The 22451-nt window shown below is 67.4% G+C and carries 24 protein-coding genes and 1 tRNA gene; 14 read left to right on the forward strand and 11 right to left on the reverse strand.

The genetic code is table 11. The annotated features are described in order from the left end of the window. Window positions 1–144: 144 nt before the first annotated feature. Window positions 145–459, reverse strand: coding sequence for a hypothetical protein (locus QSK26_RS14875; protein ID WP_285775697.1), 315 nt, complete (start codon window positions 457–459; stop codon window positions 145–147). A gap of 648 nt (window positions 460–1107) precedes the next feature. Between QSK26_RS14875 and QSK26_RS14880 the strand changes: the two genes are divergently transcribed. The 7 genes from QSK26_RS14880 to QSK26_RS14910 all read left to right on the forward strand — a co-directional run bounded on the left by QSK26_RS14880 (window position 1108) and on the right by QSK26_RS14910 (window position 7249). Then, window positions 1108–1230, forward strand: coding sequence for a hypothetical protein (locus tag QSK26_RS14880; RefSeq protein WP_285775698.1), 123 nt, complete (start codon window positions 1108–1110; stop codon window positions 1228–1230). A 1749-nt stretch (window positions 1231–2979) separates the two neighbouring features. Next, a complete protein-coding gene (locus QSK26_RS14885; RefSeq protein WP_285775699.1) occupies window positions 2980–3354 on the forward strand; it encodes a hypothetical protein in 375 nt (124 codons plus the stop codon). A gap of 475 nt (window positions 3355–3829) precedes the next feature. Continuing rightward, window positions 3830–4669, forward strand: coding sequence for a helix-turn-helix domain-containing protein (locus QSK26_RS14890; RefSeq protein ID WP_285775700.1), 840 nt, complete (start codon window positions 3830–3832; stop codon window positions 4667–4669). Between the two features lie 97 nt (window positions 4670–4766). After that, window positions 4767–5174: an ATP-binding protein gene (locus QSK26_RS14895; RefSeq protein WP_285775701.1), complete on the forward strand. Its 408-nt coding sequence runs from the start codon at window positions 4767–4769 to the stop codon at window positions 5172–5174. Window positions 5175–5179: 5 nt separating this feature from the next. Then, window positions 5180–5440: a hypothetical protein gene (locus QSK26_RS14900; protein WP_285775702.1), complete on the forward strand. Its 261-nt coding sequence runs from the start codon at window positions 5180–5182 to the stop codon at window positions 5438–5440. Window positions 5441–5586: 146 nt separating this feature from the next. Continuing rightward, window positions 5587–6429 (forward strand): sigma factor-like helix-turn-helix DNA-binding protein, encoded by an 843-nt coding sequence (locus tag QSK26_RS14905; protein WP_285775703.1) that lies wholly within the window; start codon window positions 5587–5589, stop codon window positions 6427–6429. Window position 6430: 1 nt separating this feature from the next. After that, window positions 6431–7249 (forward strand): protein phosphatase 2C domain-containing protein, encoded by an 819-nt coding sequence (locus QSK26_RS14910; RefSeq protein ID WP_285775704.1) that lies wholly within the window; start codon window positions 6431–6433, stop codon window positions 7247–7249. Between the two features lie 36 nt (window positions 7250–7285). Here the strand turns inward: QSK26_RS14910 and QSK26_RS14915 are convergent, their stop codons facing one another. Beyond that, complete coding sequence (locus QSK26_RS14915) at window positions 7286–7732, reverse strand: hypothetical protein (RefSeq protein WP_285775705.1); 447 nt, start codon at window positions 7730–7732, stop codon at window positions 7286–7288. A gap of 755 nt (window positions 7733–8487) precedes the next feature. Between QSK26_RS14915 and QSK26_RS14920 the strand changes: the two genes are divergently transcribed. The 6 genes from QSK26_RS14920 (at window position 8488) to QSK26_RS14945 (ending at window position 13740) form a co-directional block, all read left to right on the forward strand. Then, a complete protein-coding gene (locus QSK26_RS14920) occupies window positions 8488–8922 on the forward strand; it encodes a plasmid replication, integration and excision activator (protein WP_285775706.1) in 435 nt (144 codons plus the stop codon). Continuing rightward, window positions 8922–9194 (forward strand): hypothetical protein, encoded by a 273-nt coding sequence (locus QSK26_RS14925; protein ID WP_285775707.1) that lies wholly within the window; start codon window positions 8922–8924, stop codon window positions 9192–9194. The genes QSK26_RS14920 and QSK26_RS14925 overlap by 1 nt, the downstream gene beginning before the upstream one ends. Beyond that, complete coding sequence (locus tag QSK26_RS14930; RefSeq protein WP_285775708.1) at window positions 9191–9496, forward strand: hypothetical protein; 306 nt, start codon at window positions 9191–9193, stop codon at window positions 9494–9496. Before QSK26_RS14925 ends, QSK26_RS14930 begins: the two co-directional genes overlap by 4 nt. Window positions 9497–9578: 82 nt before the next feature. Further along, window positions 9579–11003, forward strand: a complete 1425-nt coding sequence (locus tag QSK26_RS14935) for an FtsK/SpoIIIE domain-containing protein (RefSeq protein ID WP_285775709.1) — start codon at window positions 9579–9581, stop codon at window positions 11001–11003. Continuing rightward, window positions 11000–12619, forward strand: coding sequence for a replication initiator (locus QSK26_RS14940; RefSeq protein WP_352244326.1), 1620 nt, complete (start codon window positions 11000–11002; stop codon window positions 12617–12619). The genes QSK26_RS14935 and QSK26_RS14940 overlap by 4 nt, the downstream gene beginning before the upstream one ends. Continuing rightward, window positions 12619–13740, forward strand: a complete 1122-nt coding sequence (locus tag QSK26_RS14945) for a tyrosine-type recombinase/integrase (protein ID WP_285775710.1) — start codon at window positions 12619–12621, stop codon at window positions 13738–13740. The genes QSK26_RS14940 and QSK26_RS14945 overlap by 1 nt, the downstream gene beginning before the upstream one ends. 98 nt (window positions 13741–13838) lie before the next feature. Here the strand turns inward: QSK26_RS14945 and QSK26_RS14950 are convergent. The 6 genes from QSK26_RS14950 to QSK26_RS14975 all read right to left on the reverse strand — a co-directional run bounded on the left by QSK26_RS14950 (window position 13839) and on the right by QSK26_RS14975 (window position 16061). Next, window positions 13839–13910, reverse strand: a tRNA-Val gene (locus QSK26_RS14950). A gap of 62 nt (window positions 13911–13972) precedes the next feature. Beyond that, window positions 13973–14284 carry a hypothetical protein gene (locus QSK26_RS14955; RefSeq protein ID WP_285775711.1) on the reverse strand — a complete coding sequence of 104 codons (312 nt, stop codon included), beginning with the start codon at window positions 14282–14284 and terminating at the stop codon, window positions 13973–13975. Between the two features lie 27 nt (window positions 14285–14311). Further along, entirely contained in the window at window positions 14312–14770 is a 459-nt protein-coding gene (locus QSK26_RS14960; protein ID WP_285775712.1) for a peroxiredoxin, read from the reverse strand. A 102-nt stretch (window positions 14771–14872) separates the two neighbouring features. Next, entirely contained in the window at window positions 14873–15301 is a 429-nt protein-coding gene (locus QSK26_RS14965; protein ID WP_285775713.1) for a DUF3052 domain-containing protein, read from the reverse strand. 147 nt (window positions 15302–15448) lie between these two features. After that, window positions 15449–15856 (reverse strand): YjbQ family protein, encoded by a 408-nt coding sequence (locus QSK26_RS14970; protein WP_285775714.1) that lies wholly within the window; start codon window positions 15854–15856, stop codon window positions 15449–15451. A 10-nt stretch (window positions 15857–15866) separates the two neighbouring features. Next, a complete protein-coding gene (locus QSK26_RS14975; protein WP_285775715.1) occupies window positions 15867–16061 on the reverse strand; it encodes a DUF1918 domain-containing protein in 195 nt (64 codons plus the stop codon). A gap of 442 nt (window positions 16062–16503) precedes the next feature. Here QSK26_RS14975 and aceE point away from each other — a divergent pair, with 442 nt between their 5' ends. Further along, window positions 16504–19257, forward strand: coding sequence for a pyruvate dehydrogenase (acetyl-transferring), homodimeric type (gene aceE / locus QSK26_RS14980; RefSeq protein WP_352244328.1), 2754 nt, complete (start codon window positions 16504–16506; stop codon window positions 19255–19257). A 96-nt stretch (window positions 19258–19353) separates the two neighbouring features. Here aceE and QSK26_RS14985 read toward each other — a convergent pair whose 3' ends face one another. From QSK26_RS14985 to QSK26_RS14995, 3 genes are read right to left on the reverse strand one after another with little or no spacing between them, the layout of a single operon-like run. Beyond that, the gene (locus QSK26_RS14985) at window positions 19354–20592 is read right to left on the reverse strand and encodes an ABC transporter permease (protein WP_285775716.1); all 1239 of its coding nucleotides are present in this window, start codon (window positions 20590–20592) and stop codon (window positions 19354–19356) included. Further along, entirely contained in the window at window positions 20589–21365 is a 777-nt protein-coding gene (locus QSK26_RS14990; RefSeq protein ID WP_285775717.1) for an ABC transporter ATP-binding protein, read from the reverse strand. Before QSK26_RS14990 ends, QSK26_RS14985 begins: the two co-directional genes overlap by 4 nt. Beyond that, a complete protein-coding gene (locus QSK26_RS14995) occupies window positions 21362–22417 on the reverse strand; it encodes an efflux RND transporter periplasmic adaptor subunit (RefSeq protein ID WP_285775718.1) in 1056 nt (351 codons plus the stop codon). The genes QSK26_RS14990 and QSK26_RS14995 overlap by 4 nt, the downstream gene beginning before the upstream one ends. Window positions 22418–22451: the final 34 nt, after the last annotated feature.

Below are 22451 nucleotides of genomic sequence, written 5' to 3' on the forward strand. Positions count from 1 at the left end.
CTCGGCTACGGAGCACACCGTTCCCAACATTGAAAACGATAGTTTCGCCTTATGTGATGATCAGCCTGTTTTGCCACCCGGACGCGCGGCCGCGCTGCCCTCTTAAGCGCAAGGCGAGATCCGTGGCGGGAGCGTGCGGGGCGACTATCGACTGCCGAGGTCCTCGTCCGGAGGTGCGGGCCTCGGCCAGGTGACAGCGGCGAACACCACCGAGCACATCAGGAAGCCGGCGCACATGGCGGCGAACCCCGTCCAGAACGAGCTGAGCGACGAGCCGAGGTCGATCCCCAGGAGCAGTGCCGTGACCAGGCCCGCCGCCAGCCCCGCTACCAGGCCGGGGACGTATCGGGGCGGGCGGTGCGCCAACGCGCCGGTGAGCGGCAGCACCAGCGGGAACAGCGCCACCGCCCATCCCACCGTGGGCTCGCCGAACAGGGCGAGCCGCACGGCCGAAACCACGACCGAAACGCCTATCGCTGCTATTGTCCAGATTACTAGCTTTAGGGGATGGTATCGGTAATTATGCTCGGATGCATCGACATTGGGGCCAAATACCCAAAACGAGATTAATTCTCCAAATATGCCATCCAGATGTGGGTTGTCATCCTCACGCCTTTTGTCGGAAGTCATGAAGTTCATCCTCCTGGTGGATGGCGGCTTGCCGCCCCTGGCTGGCGTCCCCTCCAACCTTGACACAATGGCGCGTCATCACCGAATGGAGTTCGTACATGCCTGACGATGTTCAGCTCCGGTGGATAGCGACGCTGGGCGGGGTGAGGGGAGGTGGATCGACCTGACATGGACTCCATCCTTTCCAACCGGTGGAGTCTCCATCAATCCCGGCACGGTTCAATCGGCATGGTGCTCTTAAGCAGGTCTCCTGGGCCCGGCGTTTGGCCGACCACGATCCAATCTGACGGGATTTTCACTTCCTGGCCGTCGGTGGCAAGGAGGCTGGGAGTGAACCCGAGGGCGGTGATGGCTGCTCGTGCGGTCTCCGCGTCTAGATTCCAAACTTCCGGTATTCGGGGCGGAGTTGGCGCCTCCGCCGACTCCGCCTCCGCCGACTCCGTCGCTGTCGGCAAAGGCGGTATTCTCCGGGACCTCATGGAGCGCATGGGCCACGACTCCGTACGCGCCGCCTTGATCTACCAGCACAGTACGGCGGAGGCCGACCGGAAGATCGCGAACGCCATGGACAGCAAGATTGCCGAGATGCTGCCGCCGTAGGCGAGTGGTCAACGGGAAAGGTCGCTGACCGAAGCTAATGGCACGAGCCCCGTTTTCCCTGGTGGGAGACGGGGCTGTTTTCGCAGGTGGGCGGTACTGGGTTCGAACCAGTGACCCCTCGCTTGTAAGGAGCCATGATCGCCTCAGCATGCCTTCCCACCTGCGGCACTCCATGCAGCGCTCGGCCAGGAGCAGCTACTTCGACGTGGCCTAATGGCACGCTAATGGCACAGTGATCATGACTCTGACCTGGGCGTCGAGACCCCTGAATGGCACGTAGTAGCACACGCTCAGGCACGCCGATGGCACGGCCGACTACGAGGCAGAACTGGTTCCCCGGAACAGTCACCAGAGCTGGATGAGCAGCCCACCCCGGCCGCCTGACCCACCTCCGTCATTCTCGTAGCTTCCGATCTCCAGGACAGGACTGCCGAGTCAAGGGGCAGCGAAACTGATCGCGAGCGACGCCCGTAGGTGCCCTTGACTCGGCGGGCATGGCTGGGACACTTGAGCACGAGGAGGACGAAGTAGCCATCGCTGTACGGTCAGCAAGACAGATCATCCCGCCTCTATCCCTCATGTCTGATCAGCTACCTTGGCGGCGTGTTGAGTAGCGAGCGTCATCTGTCGAACGATGAACAAACCGTCATCCTGGCACTCCTTGCGCAAGACTTCCCCGGCGTGGATGAACTGAGGGCCCAGGTCCCTTCGGCAGTTGTCACCGGGCGCTGCGGGTGCGGATGCGCGACTGTGGACCTGCGCCCAGGGGCAGGACCTCGAGCACTCGCCTCACCAGTGCAACACGGTGTGCTGATCTCCGCCAATGTGCAGGGACGGAGCGATGGCGTCCTACTCTTCGTTGAAGACGGTCATCTTTCGTGTCTTGAGGTCTACTCCATCGAGGATGTGCCAGCCCAGCTCCCGCGATCTGAAGATCTCATCGTGGACACACCCGGCTCCAAGCTGGAGTGACGCCCCACAGGTAAGTACGACACCACTTCCCGAGGCCGGGAGGCGGGGGTTACGAGGCCGAGTGCAGGGATTCGAACGCCTGACTTCTTGCTTGCAAAACGGCCCCGATCATCAGCCGTCCAGCTCGGTGCAAGGTCGTTCGGCCTGTTGGCTCCCAACTTGGCTCCCGCACCGCTGTGCCGACGGTTTTACAGGGGGTCGAGGATGCAACAACTTCATGCCCTCTGACCTGGCGTTTCTTCCTTGCTCGGGGGCCTTCCACTGTTGATCGTTCCGGGCATGATCCGGATCATGAAGCTGCTCACGGCCCTGACGGTGACGACGTGTTGCGATATCAACGCCGACGGACTCCTGGCCTTCTCCATCCTCCTCGTAGCTGCCGCCCCCTAGGACGAGAGCACCGAGTCAAGGGGCAGCGAAGCTGATCGCGCAGCGACGCCGTAGGCGCCCTTTACTCGGTGCTCTCGTCCGGGACAATCGAGCAGCGAGGAGGGTGGATCATGACTTTCGGGCCAGAACCCAATCCGCATTAGCAGCTCGGGGGGCAGTCGTTCAGGCCGTCCCACCTGGACCAGCACCACCGAGCGGTCCTCCGCGAGCCGGTAGGGCAGGGAACTGCAACCCAAAATGCAACCCATCCAGCCTTACTCGTCCATGCGGATCATGAGATGCCGCCGAATGCCGTTCCCTATCAGCTCCCGTACAACCGCGCGAAGGCTAAAACGACTCAGAACGCCTTATTTTCTCCGCGATCGGGCGTGCTTCTAAGCTCCTGCTATGGAAGCAACATTCCGGCTAGCCCGCCAGACCGCAGCTAAAGGGTGGTATGCGATGGTCAGCGTCGATGTAACACCGGCGCCTCACCACGAGGTGATGCCGGTAGCTCGCCAGGCATTCGTCTGGAGAGCCGATGTTGGTATTGCGCCGGACGCCCCTCAAGAGGCCTTCGATGGAGCGTGGTACGCGCTGGAGCGCCTCCCCGATGGCACTCCAACAGTGCGCGTCGTAATCACCCGGATCCAGGAACACCCTGCGCACACGGGTCCTGGTGACATCAAGTACGCCACCGCTCATGCTGTCTGGCGCGCGCTTAACGTCCAACCGGAACAGGATCCGTGGGTCGGCGAAACGCTTGAGTGGATCTTCCCCTGAAGCATCAGTCGCGAGAACCCAGGCATCCCGGTCAACCTTTGGAAGTCAAAAGCCGCCTCCCACAGGCGGCCATCTCCCCCTTCTACGCCGATCCCTCACTGGGTGCTACGGCGATCAACCCTGTACCCGGTGAGCCAGGGTGAGGAACGAACCCTGGATCTTCGATCGCCCCCGACCACCACGGGCATCGGCCACCCCGTGGCGATCGTCGTGCCGCATAGGGCGGCGGCGCGACCAGAAGCCGGCCGATCGCGTGGGTACGGCGCGGCGGGCGTGCGGTGACGGCCCGGAGTCCTGCGCGCGTGCCGGGACCGGCCTCCAGGCCGCAGCCCGGCGCGCGCTGGCAGGCGCAGGGCCGGGCGACGGCGCGCAGCGCTGCCGCCCCTTGATCCATACAAGAACAATTCGGCAATGACCGGAGATGGCCTCGCGGACCCCCGGCCAGAATGCTTGGGCCGGTGATACAACGCAGGGTGTGGAGGATCGTCGAGATCGGTTGCGGACGCTGGGTGAGTTGCTGCGGCGGTTGCGTAAGGACGCAGGGCTGACCGGTAAGGAACTGGCAGTGCGGGCCGGGGTGGCTCAGCCAACGATCTCCCGGATTGAGACTGGGCGCCTGCTCCCAGTGCCCGAGACAGTGGATCGGCTCGTCGACGCGCTCGGCCTGGAGGCGGCAAACCGCGGGGAGTTGGATGCCCTACTCGTGCGGCTGCGCGATGAGGTCTCCCGACTGAAAGGCGGACTGGCCGGCCGTGAGGCCGCGAACGCTGCAAGGGTGCGCGCGGCCCGTCGGGTCACGTCGTTTCAATCGGCAATGATCCCGGCGTTGTTGCAGACAGCGGAGTATGCCCGCCTGGCGTTGGCGTTCGGCCGTGATGTGGATCAGGACGACGTGGCCAAGGCTGCCGCGGTCCGGGTTGAGGTTCAGGCGGTGTTGTTCGAGTCGGGGCGGAAGTTCTCGTTCGTGCTGACCGAGGGTGCGGTGCGCACCTGGCCTGGTTCTCCTCTGCTGATGCGGGCACAGCTGGATCGGCTGGTCCAGGTGTCCACGTTGCCTCACGTGTCGGTTGGCGTGGTCCCGTGGTCGGTGGAGGCTCCGGGATTCCCTCTGCACGGCTTCACGATCTATGACGGGTCGATGAGCGTAGTGGAAAGCCTGACTGGTGATCTCACGCTCAGCGAGTCGGGCGAGATCGTGGCCCACGAGGAGTGCTTCGAAGCTTTCGGCAACGTGGCCGTGTATGGCGATGACCTGAGGAATCTTCTGGGGCGGATCGGGGCGGAGTACCAGGAGTTGGCGACCCACCTCGCCTGAGCGACGTATTTATGCGTTGAATACCTTGAGTGATACGTAGAGTCGCTCATACGCTGCCAGTGTGGATGTATAGCCCCCTAGACGCTGGAGCAGCGCCATGTCGGTCCCACGCATCTCCCGCACCTTCCTCGGAACACCTCGATCCATCGCCGAAGCTCGCCACTTCGTCAACGCCATGCTCAACGGCTGGCCAGAAGCCCCGGACGCCGCACTGATCGTCAGCGAACTGGCCACCAACGCCGTCCGCCACTCCCAGAGCGCCCGCACTGGCGGTCGGTTCACCGTGTCGATCCAGATCACCACTGACCGCCTCTGGCTCGGCGTCCAGGACGAGGGCGGCCCGTCACTCCCCCAAGCCTCCCCACCTCACCCGGACGAAGAGAACGGGCGCGGCCTACTCCTGGTCACCGAACTCGCGGCCAAGTGGGGCGTAACCGGAGACCACCACGGCCGCACCGTGTGGGCACTCCTGGAACTGCTCCCGAAGTCGGCAATCCAGCCATGACGTGCGTGGCACCTCACGTGCCCGTCCCGCAGACTGATCACGTACGGCTCACCTGGCTCGCCCCGCATTCCGGCGTCCGTTGCCGGGTGCTCGCTTGGACCTGCCACTGCCGTTCGGTCATCTACGAACTGTGCGCCTCCGGCGGCCAGGTCTACCTACGCCGGACCATCCAGGGCGACTCCCCCACCGTCCAGGAGACCTCTCGAATGTGCACGACCGAGGGGCACGACCTGTGGACGGCCGTTCTGACAGGTCGTGCGAGATGACCAGGGGCGTCCCGAATCGGCGTTCCGCGATCCGGGCAGTCAGTATGAAAACAGGTGAAACGCTTAGATCCGTACTGTCAAGGGGGATAGACGGCATATCGTCTAGGGGGCTAGACTCGGCGGAGCACCACGGAAAGGGAACCACCGTGCCACCGAGCGAGCTTGAGCGGATCGCCGCCATAGACGACCCGTACCTGTTGATCCGCGCCGCGACCGAACGGCTCAGCGCTGCCCAGCAGGAGGTAACCGAGCTGGCACGGCTCCGGCGCCGGGTGATTCAGGAACTGCACGCCCAAGGTATCTCCTACGCGCAGATCGCTGAACAGGCCGGCCTGTCACGCGGGCGTATCCACCAGATCAAGCACACCGGCCCCGCCCCCGAGGGCGCGTTCCTCGGCATGGGCACGGTGACCGTGGTGACTCCCCTGCGTCTGGACCCCGAAAAGCAGCGCCCCGTCCTCGCCCTGGACGACATGCGCTCGGGGCAACGGCTGGAAGAACTCGCCAAGTCCTTCGGGCTCGCCGTCTCCTCCGACAACGTCACCATCGACGGCCGGATCGACCTCAACCGCCCCAACCTCGTCGTCGTCTGCGGCCCCCGCATGTCCGAAGCTATGCACACCGCCTACGACACCGACCCCGTCATCCGCTGGGAACGTGACGACCTCGGCTGGCTGCTCCGCGACACCCGAACCAGCGTCGCCTACCGCACCGGCACCCACCTCGACCCGCCGCAGCCAACCGACTCGGCCTACCTCGGCCGTCTCCCCCGCCCGGACGGCAAGGGCACCTTCCTGGCCATCGCTGGCATCCGCACTAACGGCTCCCTCGGCGTGGTGGACCTCCTCACCTCCGAGATCGCCACCATCTGGGGCCAGGTCGGCAACGAGCGCTTCTCCACCGTGGTCAGCGTCGAGTACGACCCCGACACCGACGAACCAGTCCGCACCGAGCTGGCCAGTCCGCTATACCGACACGAGGACGACTGACATGCGGCTCAGTCTCGCCACCGAACCGGCCTACGCCGACCGCCCCAACGAGGACTTCATCGGCGCCACCCCCAGCTCGGTAGTCCTCCTCGACGGCGCCGGCACCCCGGCCGACCTCGAATCAGGCTGCTCCCACGGCGTCGCCTGGTTCTCCCACACCCTCGGCTCCACTCTCCTGGGCGCGATGACACGAGGCGACTCGCTGACCGAGATCCTCGCCGACGGCATCAAAAGCGTCGCCTCGATGCACGATCACACCTGCGACCTGTCCCACCCCGGCTCCCCTTCGGCAACCGTGGTCCTGGTCCGCCGTACCGGCGACATTCTCGACTGGCTGGTCCTGGCCGACTCCGTCCTCATCCTGGACACCCCCGGTACCGACCCGATGGTCGTCTGCGACGACCGCGAAGCCCAGGTCGGCAACCAATACCGCGGCCCCATGAACGCAGCCACCGGCGGCACCCCCGAACACCGCCAAGCCCTCAGCCGCTATATGGACGCCATGCGCGCCCACCGCAACACCGACGGCGGCTTCTGGGTCGCCGCCGTCGACCCCCTCGCCGCCGAACAAGCCCTCACCGGCACCATTCCCACCGACCACGTACGCGCCGCCGCCATCCTCAGTGACGGCGCCTCCCGCCTCGCCGACCGCTTCCACCTGGCCACCTGGCGCCAGGCCCTCGACCTGCTCGACGCTTCCGGCCCCGAAGAACTCATCGCCCAGGTCCGCAAGGCCGAGCACAGCGACCCGAACGGCACCCGCTGGCGACGCGGCAAAATCCATGACGACGCTACTGCGGCTTTGTGGCATTTCGCCTGATGCCAAGCACCGACTGCAGGATCAAGGCAGGCAGGGTCACATAATCGGTGGCGTACTTGGTGCCTGCACAGCTGGCGGAAGGGCCGCCTGGGCTGCTGACGCTTGGGCTCGACGTAGCTCCTTCAGATCATTGGAGGTTGTGCGCCGGAGAACGAAAATTTTCACGAGCGCAAATACGCTTGGACCAGACAGAAGCAGCGCAAGCCATGGCTGTGCATGGATGCCAAGCATCACGGCGCCAGCCAGCGTGCCGATCGCAATAAGGAGGCCAGCAACAAGACCCGTCATGTGCTGCACATGGGCCCGACGATCTTTCTTTTCCTCCATCTCAGCATTCAGCTGAGCCAAACGAAATGCTTCCTCGCGGGCAAGTTGAGGCTCCAGCGCTTTCAGAGCAACCCGTAGGTGTTCAGGTGAAAGCTGGCCCCACATCTTGCTGATCTCGTAGCCGGTTAGCGACCGTTGTGACTGATCAGGAGTCACTCGGATTCCCCTCCGCCTCCGCGTAGTACGGGAGCCCGCTCTGCACGGAGATGATCCGGCGGCGGTCCGAGACGTCGGAACAGTCGGTCTAAATCATCATCGAGAGAGGCGGCCCGTGGTCGCTCAGTCCACAGATCAAATCTAGGGTCTCTGTACACGCGCTTAGTACCGACGGCGCCGATCTGCCAACCCATACACGTCGCAAACGCATCTTGGGAAGTCCACACTTTTTCACAGCGTGCAATTATTCTGGCGCGCAGAGAAATCAATTTTTTGAGGAACCAGTTCGTTGACATGTTGCTCCTTGCGGGGGCACATGACCTTTCCGGCAGCTTCAGGGCATCACAAGATCTTTCGTACCCTATAATCCGTTACCTCACCCCTCCACGCGACTACCCGCGAGGCCCTACGCGCGTAACCGCGAGTTAGCAGCCACGCTTGTCGTCGGCTGGACGCGACCTACGGGCAGGCTTTGACCTTGCATCACAGCCACGGTCCACGGCGCCCGGTGAGGCTATGCAGTTTGCGTGCTCAGCAGTTCGACAGACTTCCCCGCTTGAGCGAACCAGTGAGATCATTTGTACGCTTAGTGCATATATGTGCGCTTCGTGACGCGCCCCAGTCTCACAACGCGCCGTCCATCCCCCTAGACAGTTCGACGATCGCACTCTATCTTTGCTGTATACCCCCCTAGACAGCTCCATGGAGGCCGGTGGCCACCACTGTCTAGAGGGGTAGACGAAAGGAAGAACACCATGGCCATCCAAGGCCCCATCCCGATCAACTTCGAGCAGGTCTTCCCGCACGGCTGCTACATCGTCGGCGAGGTCGAACAGGTCAAGGACTTCGACGCCTCCAACAAGGGCCGCACCGTCTTCGCCAAGGACAAGACCACTGGCGAACTGGTGTGGCAGGTCGCGGTCATGGACGCCGACCCCACCGTCAAGGTCACGCAGAAGACGGTGGCGGTGAAGATCCTCGCCCCGGTCCAGCCGGTTCCGCCGGCCCCGGTGCCGGGTCTGCCCATCACGCCGGTCGAGTTCGACGGCATGACCATCACGCCCTACGTCGCCCAGGCCACCGGCCGACTGGCCTACTCCATCCGCGCCACCGGCATGCGGGCTCCCCGTACCGCCGCCTCCGCAGCACCCACCAAGAACAACTCTGCCTCCGGAAAGGATGCCGCCTGATGGCACGCCGCCGAACTCAACACACGAGCATCATCAGCCTGAACACCGGCTGTGGTGCCCGTGCCACCAACCACCCCTACCCCGTCCGCACGCCCGTCCTGGCGCTCGATTTCGGCGCGCTGTCGGTCCTGATCACCACCTCGGCCAGCGACGTGGTGACGGACGCCGACGTCGAGTTCGCCCGCCAGCTCGCCCGTGAGGCGTGGCTCTTCGCCCGGTCGGTCGAGCGTTCCTTCCACGGCCCGGCGAACGGCAAGGGCGTGGCGGCGTGAACGAGCACCAGCCCTACACGCTCGCCACAGCATCGATCGACGAGGAGGGGACCCGGCTCTCCATCTCCTTCAACACCCCGGACCTGTCGGTCACGGTGCTAAACGCCGACCACGAGCGGCCGTTCCTGAACCTGGCCAACCGCCAGGCATGCGTGTCGATCACCACCACCGGGGCCGGACCGGTCACCGCACAGGACCTCACCCTCGCCCGCGAGCTGTTCAACGCCGCCGCTCGCTACCTGTCCGAGTGCGAGCGCCTGCACACCGGTCGGTCGCCCGACTGCCACGAGATTCCGGCCTGACACGTAAGCGGGGCCGCTGGAACTGGTCCTTCCCGCGGCCCCTCGTCTCCCCAGAAGCGATTCAAGAGAGGTCTCCAGCCTAGTGTTCAAAAAGCTGCCCGGCGATCAGGTCTCTGGCCTGGTCTCCACCACGCCCGACACCGCCGTCGTCTTCCGCCCGGCCGTCGTCCAGACACCGGCCATCCTCACTTTCCTGATCTTCCTCGGTCGTCTCATCACCGGAACCGTCAGACTAATCTGGCGTCACCCCGTCGCCCTGGCCGTGCCCACCGTCCCGGTCCTCCTGGGCTGGCTGTACGGCTGGCAAGCCGCCCTCATCACGGTCACTGTCCCGCTGTCCATCGTCATCGCGTGGGCGTTGCACGACCGGGACTCGTTCAACCACTGGATCGGCCGACGGCTGCTGGCCTGGTGGCGGCTGATCTGGGTCTACCGGAGGCACTGGCAATCGGTGATGATCGTCTCCGGTCTGGGCCGTCATCTCCGTGGCCGTGACTACCTGCCCCGGCTCATGCGCGTCCGCTGCACCTCATGGGCCGACGAGGTCACGGTCAAAATGATCGCCGGACAGTCAGCCACGGACTGGTCCGACCGGATCGAACACCTCGCGCACGGCTTCGGCGCCCGCTCCTGCCGAGTCTCCATCGCTCGCGCCGGACGTCTGCTGCTGACCTTCCCACGCCAAGACCCTCTCGCCGTCCCGCTACCGGCCGTCCCCATCCCCGAAGAGGCTGCGGTCGGCCCGGTCGAGATCGGCACACGCGAAGACGGCACGCCGTACCGGCTCAAGGTCCACGGCACGCACGTTCTGATCGCTGGTGCGACCGGGGCCGGCAAGGGCTCGTTCCTGTGGTCCACGGTCCGCGGTCTGCTCCCCGCAGTGTGGGCCGGGCTGGTGGAGGTCTGGGCGCTGGACCCCAAGCTCATGGAACTGTCCTACGGGCGGGAGCTGTTCACCCGCTACGCCGCCGATCCTGCCGAGTGTGCCGACCTGCTCGACGAGGCCGTATCGGTGATGCAGAAGCGCGCGGGCCGTTTCGCCGGAGTGCAGCGTTCCCACACGGCCACCGTGGAAGATCCGTTCGTCCTGGTGCTCGTCGACGAGGTCGCCTTCCTCACCGCCTATCAATCCGACAAGCAGCTCCGCCACCGCATCTCGGCTGCCCTGGCCACTCTCACCACGCAAGGCCGCGCGGTCGGTGTCGGTGTCATGGCGGCGTTGCAGGACCCTCGCAAGGAGGTCATGAACATCCGCAACCTGTTCCCCGACAAGATCGCCCTCAGGCTGGACGAATCCGAACAGGTGGACATGGTCCTCGGCGACGGCGCCCGCGACCGTGGCGCACTGGCCGACCACATCTCGCCCGTCCCGGAGATCGGGGCAGGGGTCGCCTACGTGCGCCTGGAAGCCTCACCCGACCCGGTACGGGTGCGGGCGGCTTACGTCTCCGATGCGGATATCCGCGCGATGGTGGCCGCCTACGCAGGCTGGGGTGAGGCCGCGTGACCGACCCGAACCACCGTGCTCTCCCCCGTTCCGTCCGCCTGTCCATGCCCCTGGCCCGTGACGTCGTCGTAGAGGTCGCCAAGCAGTACGGCGTGTGTATAAGGCCCGTCCCGCTCAAGCGCCTGGACACCCGCACCGGCAAGACCGAGATCATCGACGTCCCCTGCGGGGCCACGCTCGAAGCCAAGTGCCCACCGTGTGCCCGGCGCAACCGGCAGCTCCGCAAGGCCCAATGCCGGGAGGGCTGGCACCTGGAAGCCGAACCGGTCACCACGCCCGAAGACCCGAATGCCGAACAGCAGTGGCTGGTGGAGTTCCGCGCCGACATCCAAGCCCAGCGCGACCAAGCCCACGAGGCCGGCCAGGACACCACCGACCTGGACGCCGTCATCACCGGCCTGGACGAAGAGATCAACGCCGCCGGGATGCGCGGCAATGTCCTGGGCCGGACCGCTCCCAAGCGTTCCCGCTCGACCCGCAGACGGCAGGACGCGCCAGACCTGCCCAAGCGCAAGATGACCGCAACGACCCTCGGCCGGACCTTCACCAGCTCCGACGGCAAGACCTACCGGCCCTCACTGTTCCTTACCCTCACCCTCCCGTCCTACGGCAAGATCCGCGACGGCGTCCCGGTCGATCCAGAGAGCTACGACTACGCTCGCGCGGCTCGTGATGCGCTGCACTTCTCCAAGCTCGTGGACCGGTTCGTGCAGAACCTGCGCCGCGTGGCCGGGTACGACGTGCAGTACTTCGCCGCCGTCGAACCGCAAAAGCGCCTCGCACCGCATCTACACATGGCCATCCGCGGCACCCTGCCCCGTGCGGAGATCAAGCAGATCGCCGCCGCCACCTATCACCAGGTGTGGTGGCCATCCGTAGATCGAGTTGTCTTCGATGGTGACCACCTGCCCGTGTGGGAGGAAGGCACCGGCTACCTCGACCCGGCCACCGGCGAAGTCCTGCCCACCTGGGAACAGGCGCTTGACGCCCTCGACCAGGACGACGAAGCCGAACCCTTGCACGTGATCCGGTTCGGCCAGCAGATCGACGTACAGGGCGTCCTGGCCGGAACCCCGGACGCCGACCAGTGCATCCGCTACCTGTCCAAGTACCTCACCAAGTCCCTCACCGACACCCTCGACCCCGACGACACCGCCCAGCGCGAGCACGCCGCCCGCCTGGCGGACGCTCTGCGGTACGAACCGTGCTCGCCCACCTGCCCGAACTGGCTGCGCTACGGCATCCAGCCCAAGAACGCCAAGCCCGGCATGGCTCCAGGCCGGTGCCGTGGCAAGGCCCACAAGCCCGAACACCTCGGCTACGCCGGACGCCGCGTCCTGGTCTCCCGCAAGTGGTCGAACAAGACCCTGACCGAGCACAAACAGGACCGCCGTACCTGGGTCCTGGAAGCTCTCGGCCAGGCAGGCGAACCCACCGACCCGCACCGGTACGTCTGGCGGCACGTCCCGGCCGGAGACGCCAACGTGCCTTCACTCGCCGCCCGCCTCCTCAGATCGGTCCACGAACGCCAGCGATGGCGAGCCCACCTCCAAAAGCTCCAAGCCCAAGCAACCGGACAAGACCTTTCGGCAATCGATACGGAAAGGGCGGCGTGATGACGAACAGGCAAGGCCGGCGGCGCTTCGGTAGCATCCGCAAGCTGCCCTCCGGACGTTTCCAGATCCGGTATCCCGGCCCTGACGGGAGTCTGCGTAACGGCGAATCGACCTACGCCACAGAACGTGACGCGGACAAGGCGTTGTCCCTCATAGAGGCGAAGCTGACCACAGGCGATTGGACAGATCCTCAGCGCTCCAAGACAAAGCTCGGCGACTATGCCACGAAGTGGATCGAAGAACGGACCAACCTGCGTCCTCGCACGGTCGAGATCTACAGGGGCCTCCTACGTCGCTACGTCGTTCCGCATCTCGGGAATGCCCCTATCGGCAAAATCGATACGGCCATGGTCCGCGAGTGGCGGGCGGCTCTCGTAAGCAAGGGAGTCGGTGCTTCGGAAGTCGCCAAGTCCTACCGGTTCCTGCGGGCCGTACTCATGACCGCCAGCGATGACCGGATCATCCCCCGGAACCCCTGTCGCATCCGTGGTGCCGGCGAGGAGAAGCCGGAGGAGCGGCCGGTTCTCACGGTGGCGAAGGTGTTCGAGCTGGCGGACCTGATGCCGGAACGGCTTCGCGCGCTGATCCTGCTCGCGACCTTCGCGAGTCTGCGATGGGGCGAGGTGGCGGCGCTCCGGCGGATGGACCTCGACCTCAACGCCAAGACGGTCAGTGTTCGGCAACAGCACGTCGAACTCGACACGGGAGAACTGCTCGTCGGCCCACCCAAGTCACGCGCGGGCATCCGTACTGTCGCCATCCCGGAAGCCATCCTGCCCGCCCTGCGACACCACCTGGACACCTTCACCGCCCCAGAAGAGGACGCCCTGATCTTCACGGGCGCAAGGGGCGGCATCCTCCGGCGCAGCAACTTCCGCCGGGCCGCGAACTGGGACGAGAACACCAAGAGGATCGGCCACACCGGCCTGCACTTCCACGACCTCCGGCACACGGGCAACACCATCGCGGCAAGCGCCGGGGCAAGCCTCCGGGACCTCATGGAGCGCATGGGCCACGACTCCGTACGCGCCGCCCTGATCTACCAGCACAGCACGGCGGAGGCGGATCGCAAGATCGCGAACGCCATGGACAGCAAGATCGCGGAGATGCTGCCGCCGTAGGCGAGTGGTCAACGGGAAAGGCAGCCGACCGAAGCTAATGGCACGTTAATGGCACGAGCCCCGTTTTCCCTGATGGGAGACGGGGCTCTTTTCGCAGGTGGGCGGTACTGGGTTCGAACCAGTGACCCCTCGCTTGTAAGGCGAGTGCTCTACCGCTGAGCTAACCGCCCGTGTCGTACCGCGGCACTACACCTTACGACAATGCCGGGCGTGGCGCACATCGAGTGGGGGCTCAGTGGTGGCCGAGGACGCGGTTGAGGGCGGCTTCGACCTCGGCGGAGAGGCCGGGGGGTGGTGGGGAGGCGGGTAGGTGGGTGGAGCAGTGGGCCTGGCGGACGGTGCCGCAGGTGCGGCACTCGACCTCGCCCAGGCGGCAGATGAGGGCGATGGAGCCGCAGGAGGCGCAGGTGTCGAGTTCCAGGTCGTGGGCGCGCTGGCAGTCCGGGCAGATGAGGACCTGGGTCTCGTGGCGCACGCCGCGTTTCCACGGGCTGGCGCCACGGACCGGGTCGGTCTGCCGGGCCCCGCATCGGTAGCAGGGCATCGTGCTCCTCCTCGAACGAAAAACTGATCAGGAGATGTCGGCGAGCGCCTTGGTGTAGTCGGAGATGTCGCGGGCCGTCGGCACCGGGACGACGATCTTCCAGCGGACCACGCCCTCCGCGTCGATGATGAAGGTGCCGCGGTTGGCGAACCCCCTCTCCTCGTCGAAGACACCGTACGTCCGGGCGACCTGTCCGTGCGGCCAGAAGTCGGAGAGCAGCGGGAAGTCGAAGCCCTCCTTGTCGGCCCAGGCCCGGTGGGTGTAGACGGAGTCCACCGAGACCGTGACGACCTGCACGTCCTCCGGCGCGGCGGCGACGAACTCGTCCCGCAGGGCGCAGAGTTCCCCACCGCAGACGCCGCTGAACGCGAACGGGTAGAAGATCAGCACGACTTTCTTGCCGCGGAGGCCGGACAGGCCGACCTTGGCGCCGTGCTGGTCCCGAAGTTCGAAATCCGGCGCAATGGAACCGACTTCGACCGACATGTCACACGCCCTTTCAGATGAATGACGCCGTTGAACACGCGCCTTCATCCTGCCGTACGGCCCTGGCAGGCCGTACGGCAGGGCGGCCCCCGATGACGGCTTTCAGCGACGGGTCTTCGGAGCCACCAACCGGGTTCCCGACCAGTCGCGGGCGGCGCTGATACTGCTGGTCTGCGAAAGACCGGCCGTAGTGGCGTCTTCCCCGATGTCACTCGGCTCCACGTGGCCGTTCCTGCCGGCTTTCGGCGTCAGCAGCCAGATCTGGCCGCCGCCGGCCAGCGCGGTCTGAGCGTCGCTCAGCACGTCGAACAGGTCGCCGTCGCCGTCACGCCACCAGAGGAGCACCACGTCGACGACGTCCTCGTAATCCTCGTCGACCAGTTCGTTACCGGTGAGCTCCTCGATGGACTCGCGCAGTTCCTCGTCGGAGTCTTCCTCCCAGCCGATTTCCTGCACCACCTGACCCGGCTTGAGGCCGAGTCGTTCGGCCAGGCCGCGCTCGCCCTGCGCCTGACCCGCGGTCGCGCTCACGTCTATCCCTCCTGCTTGAATGGCCCCGCCTCATGCGGACTTCCGGCCCGATGAGGGCCTTCGCTTCGGCACAGTCCACACGCTGCAACCCACCGTCGTCAACGGTCGCCACGGCAACGAGCCGCAGGCTGGCGCGGACTACCCGAATTAGTCGGACAAAAAAGACAAGCGGACCTGTCGATCCGGGTTGTCGACATTGAGATCGACGATGGCGATCGACTGCCACGTGCCCAGCGCGAGCCGGCCGTGCAGTACGGGCACCGACGCGTACGGCGGGATGAGCGCCGGCATCACGTGCGAGCGGCCATGCCCGCGGGAGCCGTGCGCGTGCCGCCATCGGTCGTCGGCGGGCAGCAGCCCGCCCAGCGCCGAGAGCAGGTCGTCGTCGCTGCCGGAACCGAGCTCGATCAGCGCCACCCCGGCGGTCGCGTGCGGGACGAACACGTGTAGCAGTCCGTCGCCTCCGCACTCCCTGGCGAAGCTCGCACACTCGGGAGTGATGTCGTGCACCCGCTCCCGTCCCCCGGTGGCCACCGCGATCTCCTTGGATCTCACGCCCCCGATCTTACGGTCCCCGCTGAGCTGGGACGACGACAGCGTCGGGACCCGGGAAAACCAGCCCCGTATGCCCGTCGTCGAAGCGCACGACATACGGGGGGCCGCCCCCGGCGCCGCGGACCTCGATGATCTCCCCCCTGCGGTCCGGTTCTCCGACGATGCTGCCGTGAACCAGGAGGCGATCGCCTACCGTCGCGTTCATCCACATCCCTCCTTTCGCGGTCCTTCCAGATTGGTACGGCTTGCCCGCTTCGGGAAGCGAAAAGTCCTCGCCAGGACGGACCCGGAAGGAACCACGACCGAATCGTTACGCTCCGCGTGAACACGCCTCCCCGACAGGTGTGCTGACCGGCAAAAATCCCCCCTGCGCGGTGCCAAGAAAGGGCCTCGGCCACCCGCCCGGAGCCGCCCCCCGGCGGCGCCCGACTCGCCCTGTGTCATCAGGGGCTACGTTCTTGCCGAAGGACCTGCGACAATCGTCCTACCATCGGTGGACTAGGCCACAATTACCCCCGCTGCCAGCCGGGACATCTTGGTTACCCGAAAGTAGAGATGCGCTTTCGGGGGTAAGCAGCCAGGATGGAAGCGACCTAGCACACAACACGAAGAGGCTTCACAAGTCCATCCTCGGAAGGCGAGACCCAGTGGCTTCCGGACGCCAGCGTTTCTCGATCATCAGTGACGGCCTACCCAGCCAACTGCCTGATGTCGACCCCAGCGAGACCCAGGAGTGGCTCGAGTCGCTCGACACCGTCGTGAAGACGGAGGGACGAAGCCGAGCCCGATACTTGATGTTGCGCCTGCTGGAGCGGGCCCGAGAACACCAGGTCGGCGTGCCCGGTCTGCGCAGCACCGACTACATCAACACGATCCCGCCGGAGCGGGAGCCCTGGTTCCCCGGCGACGAGCACGTCGAGCGGCGCATCCGGGCCTACATCCGGTGGAACGCCGCGGTCATGGTCTCCAGGGCCAACGCGCGCACCAACGTGGGCGGCCACATCGCCACCTACGCGTCGGCGGCCTCGCTGTACGAGGTGGGTTTCAACCACTTCTTCCGCGGCAAGGACCACGGCGAGTCCGGCGACCAGGTCTTCATCCAGGGACATGCCGCGCCGGGCATCTACGCGCGGGCGTTCCTGGAGGGCCGGCTCAACGAGGCCCAGCTCGACGCCTTCCGCCAGGAGCTGTCCCACGGCTTCAAGGGACTGCCGTCCTACCCGCACCCGCGGCTGATGCCGGACTTCTGGGAGTTCCCGACCGTCTCCATGGGGCTCGGCCCGATCAGCGCGATCTACCAGGCGCGGTTCAACCGCTACCTGCTCAACCGCAAGATCAAGGACACCAGCCGCAGCCACGTGTGGTGCTTCCTCGGCGACGGCGAGATGGACGAGCCGGAGTCGCTGGGCGCGATCGGCCTGGCCGCCCGCGAGGAGCTGGACAACCTCACCTTCATCATCAACTGCAACCTCCAGCGCCTCGACGGCCCGGTGCGCGGCAACGGCAAGATCATCCAGGAGATGGAGTCGTTCTTCCGCGGCGCCGGGTGGAACGTCATCAAGGTCGTCTGGGGCCGTGACTGGGACCCGCTGCTGGCCGCCGACGTGGACGGCGTGCTCGTCAACAAGATGAACACCACTCCCGACGGGCAGTTCCAGACCTACTCCGTCGAGTCCGGCGAGTACATCCGCGAGCACTTCTTCGGCGACGACCCCCGGCTGCGCAAGATGGTCGAGCACATGTCCGACGACGACATCCGCAAGCTGTCGCGCGGCGGCCACGACTACCGCAAGGTCTACGCGGCCTTCAAGTCGGCCAGGGAGCACGTCGGGCAGCCCACGGTCATCCTCGCCCAGACGATCAAGGGCTGGACCCTGGGCAAGGACTTCGAGGCGCGCAACGCCACGCACCAGATGAAGAAGATGTCCAAGGCCGAGCTGAAGGAGTTCCGCGACCGGCTCTACCTGCCGATCCCGGACTCCGCGCTGGAAGGCGACCTGCCGCCCTACTTCCACCCGGGCGAGGACGACGAGGAGATCGCCTACATGCAGGAGCGCCGGGCGGCGCTCGGCGGTTACCTGCCCAAGCGGACCGTGCGGGCCAAGGCGCTCAAGCTCCCCGGCGACGCGGCCTACGCCGACCTGAAGAAGGGGTCCGGCAAGCAGTCGGTGGCCACCACGATGGCCTTCGTCCGCCTGCTCAAGGACCTCATGCGGGACAAGGAGATCGGGGCGAGGTTCGTCCCCATCATCCCGGACGAGGCGCGCACGTTCGGCATGGACGCGATGTTCCCGACGGCCAAGATCTACTCGCCGCACGGGCAGACCTACGAGGCGGTCGACCGCAACCTGCTGCTGTCCTACAAGGAGTCGACCGAGGGCCAGATCCTGCACGAGGGCATCAGCGAGGCCGGGTCGATGGCCTCCACCCTCGCCGCCGGCACGGCCTACGCGACGCACGGCGAGCACATGGTGCCGGTCTACGTCTTCTACTCCATGTTCGGCTGGCAGCGCACCGCCGACCAGATGTGGCAGCTCGCCGACCAGATGGGCCGGGGCTTCCTGCTCGGCGCCACCGCCGGCCGTACCACGCTGAACGGCGAGGGCCTCCAGCACGAGGACGGTCACACGCCGCTCATCGCCTCGACCAACCCGGCCGCGGTGGCCTACGACCCGTCGTGGGCCTTCGAGATCGCGCACATCGTGCAGGACGGCCTGCGCCGCATGTACGGCGAGCAGCCGGAGAACGTCTTCTACTACCTCACCGTCTACAACGAGCCCTACCAGCAGATGGCCCAGCCGGAGGGCCTCGACGTGCAGGGCCTGCTCCAGGGCCTGTACAAGCTGGCCGGCGCGCCGGCGAGCGACGAGCAGCGGCCGAAGGCGAACATCCTGGTGTCCGGCGTCGCCGGCCCGTGGGCGCTGGAGGCGCAGCGCATGCTGGCGCAGGAGTGGGGCGTGGCGGCCGACGTGTGGTCGGCCACCTCCTGGACGGAGCTGCGCCGCGAGGCGCTGGCCTGCGAGGAGCACAACCTGCTCAACCCGGATGCCGAGCAGCGGGTGCCTTACCTGACCCGGCTGCTCACCGGGGTGCAGGGGCCCTTCGTCGGGGTCAGCGACTACATGCGGGCCGTGCCCGACCAGATCTCGCAGTGGGTGCCGGGCGACTGGACCTCGCTGGGCACCGACGGCTTCGGCCTGTCCGACACCCGTTCGGCGCTGCGCCGCCACTTCCACGTGGACGCGGCGTCGATCACCCTGGCCGTGCTGACCCAGCTCGCCAGGCGCGGCGAGATCAAGCCCGAGCTGGTGCGCGAGGCGATCGCCCGCTACCACCTGAAGAACGGCGTGACCGAGGCCGGTGGCGCCGAGAGCAACGACACCCAGTCGATGGGCCTGTGACACCACCGGCCCGGTGACACCACGCGGAACGGAGCGCCCCTCCCACTGCCGGGAGGGGCGCTCCGCCGCATCTGCGGAGCATCCGGGGAAGGCCGCTCAGGTGGTCGTGAGGGCCTCGGTCGGGGAGAGCCTGGCGGCGCGCATGGCCGGGTAGAGCCCGGCGAGCGTGCCGATGACCAGGGTCGCGCCGACCGCCCCGCCGACCGCCCACGGCGGCACGACGGCCGGCCAGCCGTTGGACATCGCGTAGCCCGCGGTGGCGACCGCGCCGAGCGCGGCTCCGACGACGCCGCCCAGCGCGGACAGCAGCAGCGACTCGGCGAGGAACTGCACCCGCACCTGCCCCCGGGTGGCGCCGAGCGAGCGCCGCAGGCCGATCTCCTTGCGCCGCTCCAGCACCGAGATCACCATCGTGTTCGCCACGCCGACGCCGCCGACGAGCAGCGCCACCGCGCCCAGCCCGAGCATGAGCTCGGTGAACGCCCCGGTCGCCGCGGCCTTGGCCGTGAGCGCGTCCGAGGGCCTGCTGACGTCGACCTCCTCCGGGTTCTCCGGGTTGACCGTGCCCGGCAGCACCGCGCGCACGTCCTCGACCGCCTCGTCCGCCGACCGCTCGTAGATCGTCGTGGGGTGGCCGTCGAAGCCGAGGTACTGCTCGGCCGCGGCGAACCCCATCAGCGCCGACCGCTCGATCTCGGGGGCGAGCGGCAGCGGGGCGAGCACGCCGAGCACGGTGAACCAGCGCCCGCCGATCCACACCTGCCCGCCAGGCCGGGAGACGCCCAGCCGCTCGGCGGCGACCGAGCCGAGCACCACGGCGGGATACCGTTCCGTCGCGGCGTTGAGCCAGGCGCCCGCGGCCATCGTGCCGCGCAGGGTGTCGAGCAGTTCGTCGTCGGCGGCCTGCACGACGATGCCGCCGGTGACGTCCTCCGAGATGCGGTCGGTACGACGCACCGTGGCGTCCATGAGGCCGGTGGCCGCCGCCGCGGTGACCGGCGTGATCCGCCGCACCATCTCGGGCGCCGTCACGGGCAGCTTGGCCTCCTCGCCGAAGAGGGTACGGCCGGCCTGCACGGTGAGCATGTTGGTGCCGAGCCGGTCGAGCTGGCGCAGCAGGTCCTCCCTGGAGGAGGAGGACACCCCGACCACGCCCACCATCGTCGCGATGCCGATCGCGATGCCGAGCGCGGACAGGACGACCCTGGCCGGCCTGGCCCGCAGCCCTCCGGCGCTCACCCGGACCACGTCGCGGGGCCGCAGCCGCGCGGGCGTGAGCCGCGTCCGCCTGCCGCCACGACCGCTCCGGGACTCGTCCGGCGTCTCCTTCGTCATCGGGCCGCCTCCACCGTCTCGGCCCCCGGCCCCGCCACGGGTTTCGCCGCGGGTTTCGCCGCGGTTGTGGCCGGGGTTGCCGCCGCGGTCTCGGTGCGCTCGTCGGTGACGATCCTGCCGTCCCTGACCCCGACCCGGCGCGGCGCCCAGGCGGCGATCTCCGCGTCGTGGGTGATCAGCGCGATCGTGGTGCCGGACGCGTTGAGGTCGCGCAGCACGGCCAGGACCTCCGCGCCGGCCGCGGAGTCCAGGTTGCCGGTGGGCTCGTCGGCGAGCAGCAGCGGCGGCTCGCCGGCCACCGCCCTGGCCACCGCGACCCGCTGCTGCTCGCCGCCGGACATCTGGTGCGGCCGGTGGCCGAGACGGTGGCCGAGGCCGACCCGTTCCAGGGCCGCCGCCGCCCGCTCGCGCCGCGCCTTCGGCGGGGTGCCGCTGTAGAGCAGCCCGTCGGCGACGTTGTCCAGTGCGCTCGTGCCGGGCGCGAGGTGGAACTGCTGGAACACGAAGCCGAGGTGCCTGGCCCGCAGCGCGGACAGCTCGCGGTCGGTCAGGTCGCCGACCTCGTACCCGGCGATCCGCACGGTTCCCGAGGTGGGCCGGTCCAGGGTGCCGATCATGTGCAGCAGGGTCGACTTGCCCGACCCGGACGGGCCGACGATGGCCACCAGGTCGCCGGCCCCGATCACCAGGTCCACGCCGCGCAGCGCGGCCACGTCGCCCGGGTAGACCTTGGTCACGCCGACGAGCTCGACCACCTTCTTCGTACCGTTCACGCGGCGGGCACCCCGACCTTCGTGCCCTCGGCCAGCCCGTCGCCCCTGACCTCGACCCGGCCGCCGCCGTACGCGCCGAGCTCGACCGCCACCAGCCGGGTGCCCGCGCCGGTCACGGTCTCGACGCCGAAGCCGCCCTCGCGCAGTGCGACCAGCGCCTCGACGGGGACGCTGAGCACGTCCTCGACCCGCTCGCTCTCCATCTGCACGGTGACGGGCGCCTGGTCCAGCCGGCCGGTGCGGCCGCCGTCGATGGTGATCTCCACGTCGATCGTGGACCCGCCTTCTTGGTCCTCGGCCGTGTGTGCCACGCCGCCGACGTACGTGATCCTGCCCTTGGCCTCCTTGCCGGCGGGCAGTTCGACGGTCACGGCCGCGCCCTTGCGGGCCAGCGACTGGTCGTCGGTGTCCAGGTTCACCTGGACGATCCTGCGGGTGCCGGTGAGGGTGAGCATCCTGGTGCCGGGCGCGACCCGGGCGCCCTTGTCCACCTCCAGCCCGCCGACCCGCACCGGGCCGTCCAGGAACACCACCTGGGCCGCGTCCACCACGCCGGTCTCCGGCAGGCCGCGGTCGTCCTGCCAGTCCAGGACGGCCCGGTGGGTGGCGTAGGTGAAGTCGTCGTCCACCGTCATGTCGTCGCCGTAGCCGAGCGCCTTGAGGTTGCGCTCCAACTGCTCGACGTCGGGGCCGTCGGTGACGCCGAGGCCGAGGTCCCGGTAGAGGGGGGTGGTGCCGTACATCAGCACGAGCGGGCGGCGGTCCACCTTGACCAGTGCCTGCCCCCTCCTGAGCACCGCTCCCTCCGCGGGCACCGCGGTGACCGTGCCGGCGGCGGACGCGGCGACCCGGTGCTCCCCCGCGTAGGTCAGGCGCCCGGCCACCGCCTTGGTGTCCACCAGGTCTCCCCTGGTGACCGCCGCGGTGGCCTGCGGCTTGACCGCCGGCGCGGGCGCGGCGCCCGCGCCGGGCAGGCCGGTCGCCGCCACCGCCGCGCCGCCCGCGACCACGGCCGCGGCGGCCACGGCGAGCGCGACGCGACCGCGCCTCACCACGTCCCCCCGCCGGTCGCCGGGGACGGTTTCG

Source organism: Microtetraspora sp. NBRC 13810 (assembly GCF_030268685.1).
In the GTDB taxonomy this organism is placed as follows: domain Bacteria; phylum Actinomycetota; class Actinomycetes; order Streptosporangiales; family Streptosporangiaceae; genus BSRQ01.

Bases quoted from the DNA above. Each gene is read 5' to 3' on its own strand.
- QSK26_RS14975 (WP_285775715.1), bottom strand. From the start codon at position 16,061: ATGAACGCGACGGTAGGCGATCGCCTCCTGGTTCACGGCAGCATCGTC.
- QSK26_RS14920 (WP_285775706.1), top strand. From the start codon at position 8,488: ATGGCCATCCAAGGCCCCATCCCGATCAACTTCGAGCAGGTCTTCCCG.
- QSK26_RS14960 (WP_285775712.1), bottom strand. From the start codon at position 14,770: ATGTCGGTCGAAGTCGGTTCCATTGCGCCGGATTTCGAACTTCGGGAC.
- QSK26_RS14910 (WP_285775704.1), top strand. From the start codon at position 6,431: ATGCGGCTCAGTCTCGCCACCGAACCGGCCTACGCCGACCGCCCCAAC.
- QSK26_RS14880 (WP_285775698.1), top strand. From the start codon at position 1,108: ATGGAGCGCATGGGCCACGACTCCGTACGCGCCGCCTTGATCTACCAG.
- QSK26_RS14895 (WP_285775701.1), top strand. From the start codon at position 4,767: ATGTCGGTCCCACGCATCTCCCGCACCTTCCTCGGAACACCTCGATCC.
- QSK26_RS14955 (WP_285775711.1), bottom strand. From the start codon at position 14,284: ATGCCCTGCTACCGATGCGGGGCCCGGCAGACCGACCCGGTCCGTGGC.
- QSK26_RS14985 (WP_285775716.1), bottom strand. From the start codon at position 20,592: ATGACGAAGGAGACGCCGGACGAGTCCCGGAGCGGTCGTGGCGGCAGG.
- QSK26_RS14925 (WP_285775707.1), top strand. From the start codon at position 8,922: ATGGCACGCCGCCGAACTCAACACACGAGCATCATCAGCCTGAACACC.
- QSK26_RS14885 (WP_285775699.1), top strand. From the start codon at position 2,980: ATGGAAGCAACATTCCGGCTAGCCCGCCAGACCGCAGCTAAAGGGTGG.
- QSK26_RS14945 (WP_285775710.1), top strand. From the start codon at position 12,619: ATGACGAACAGGCAAGGCCGGCGGCGCTTCGGTAGCATCCGCAAGCTG.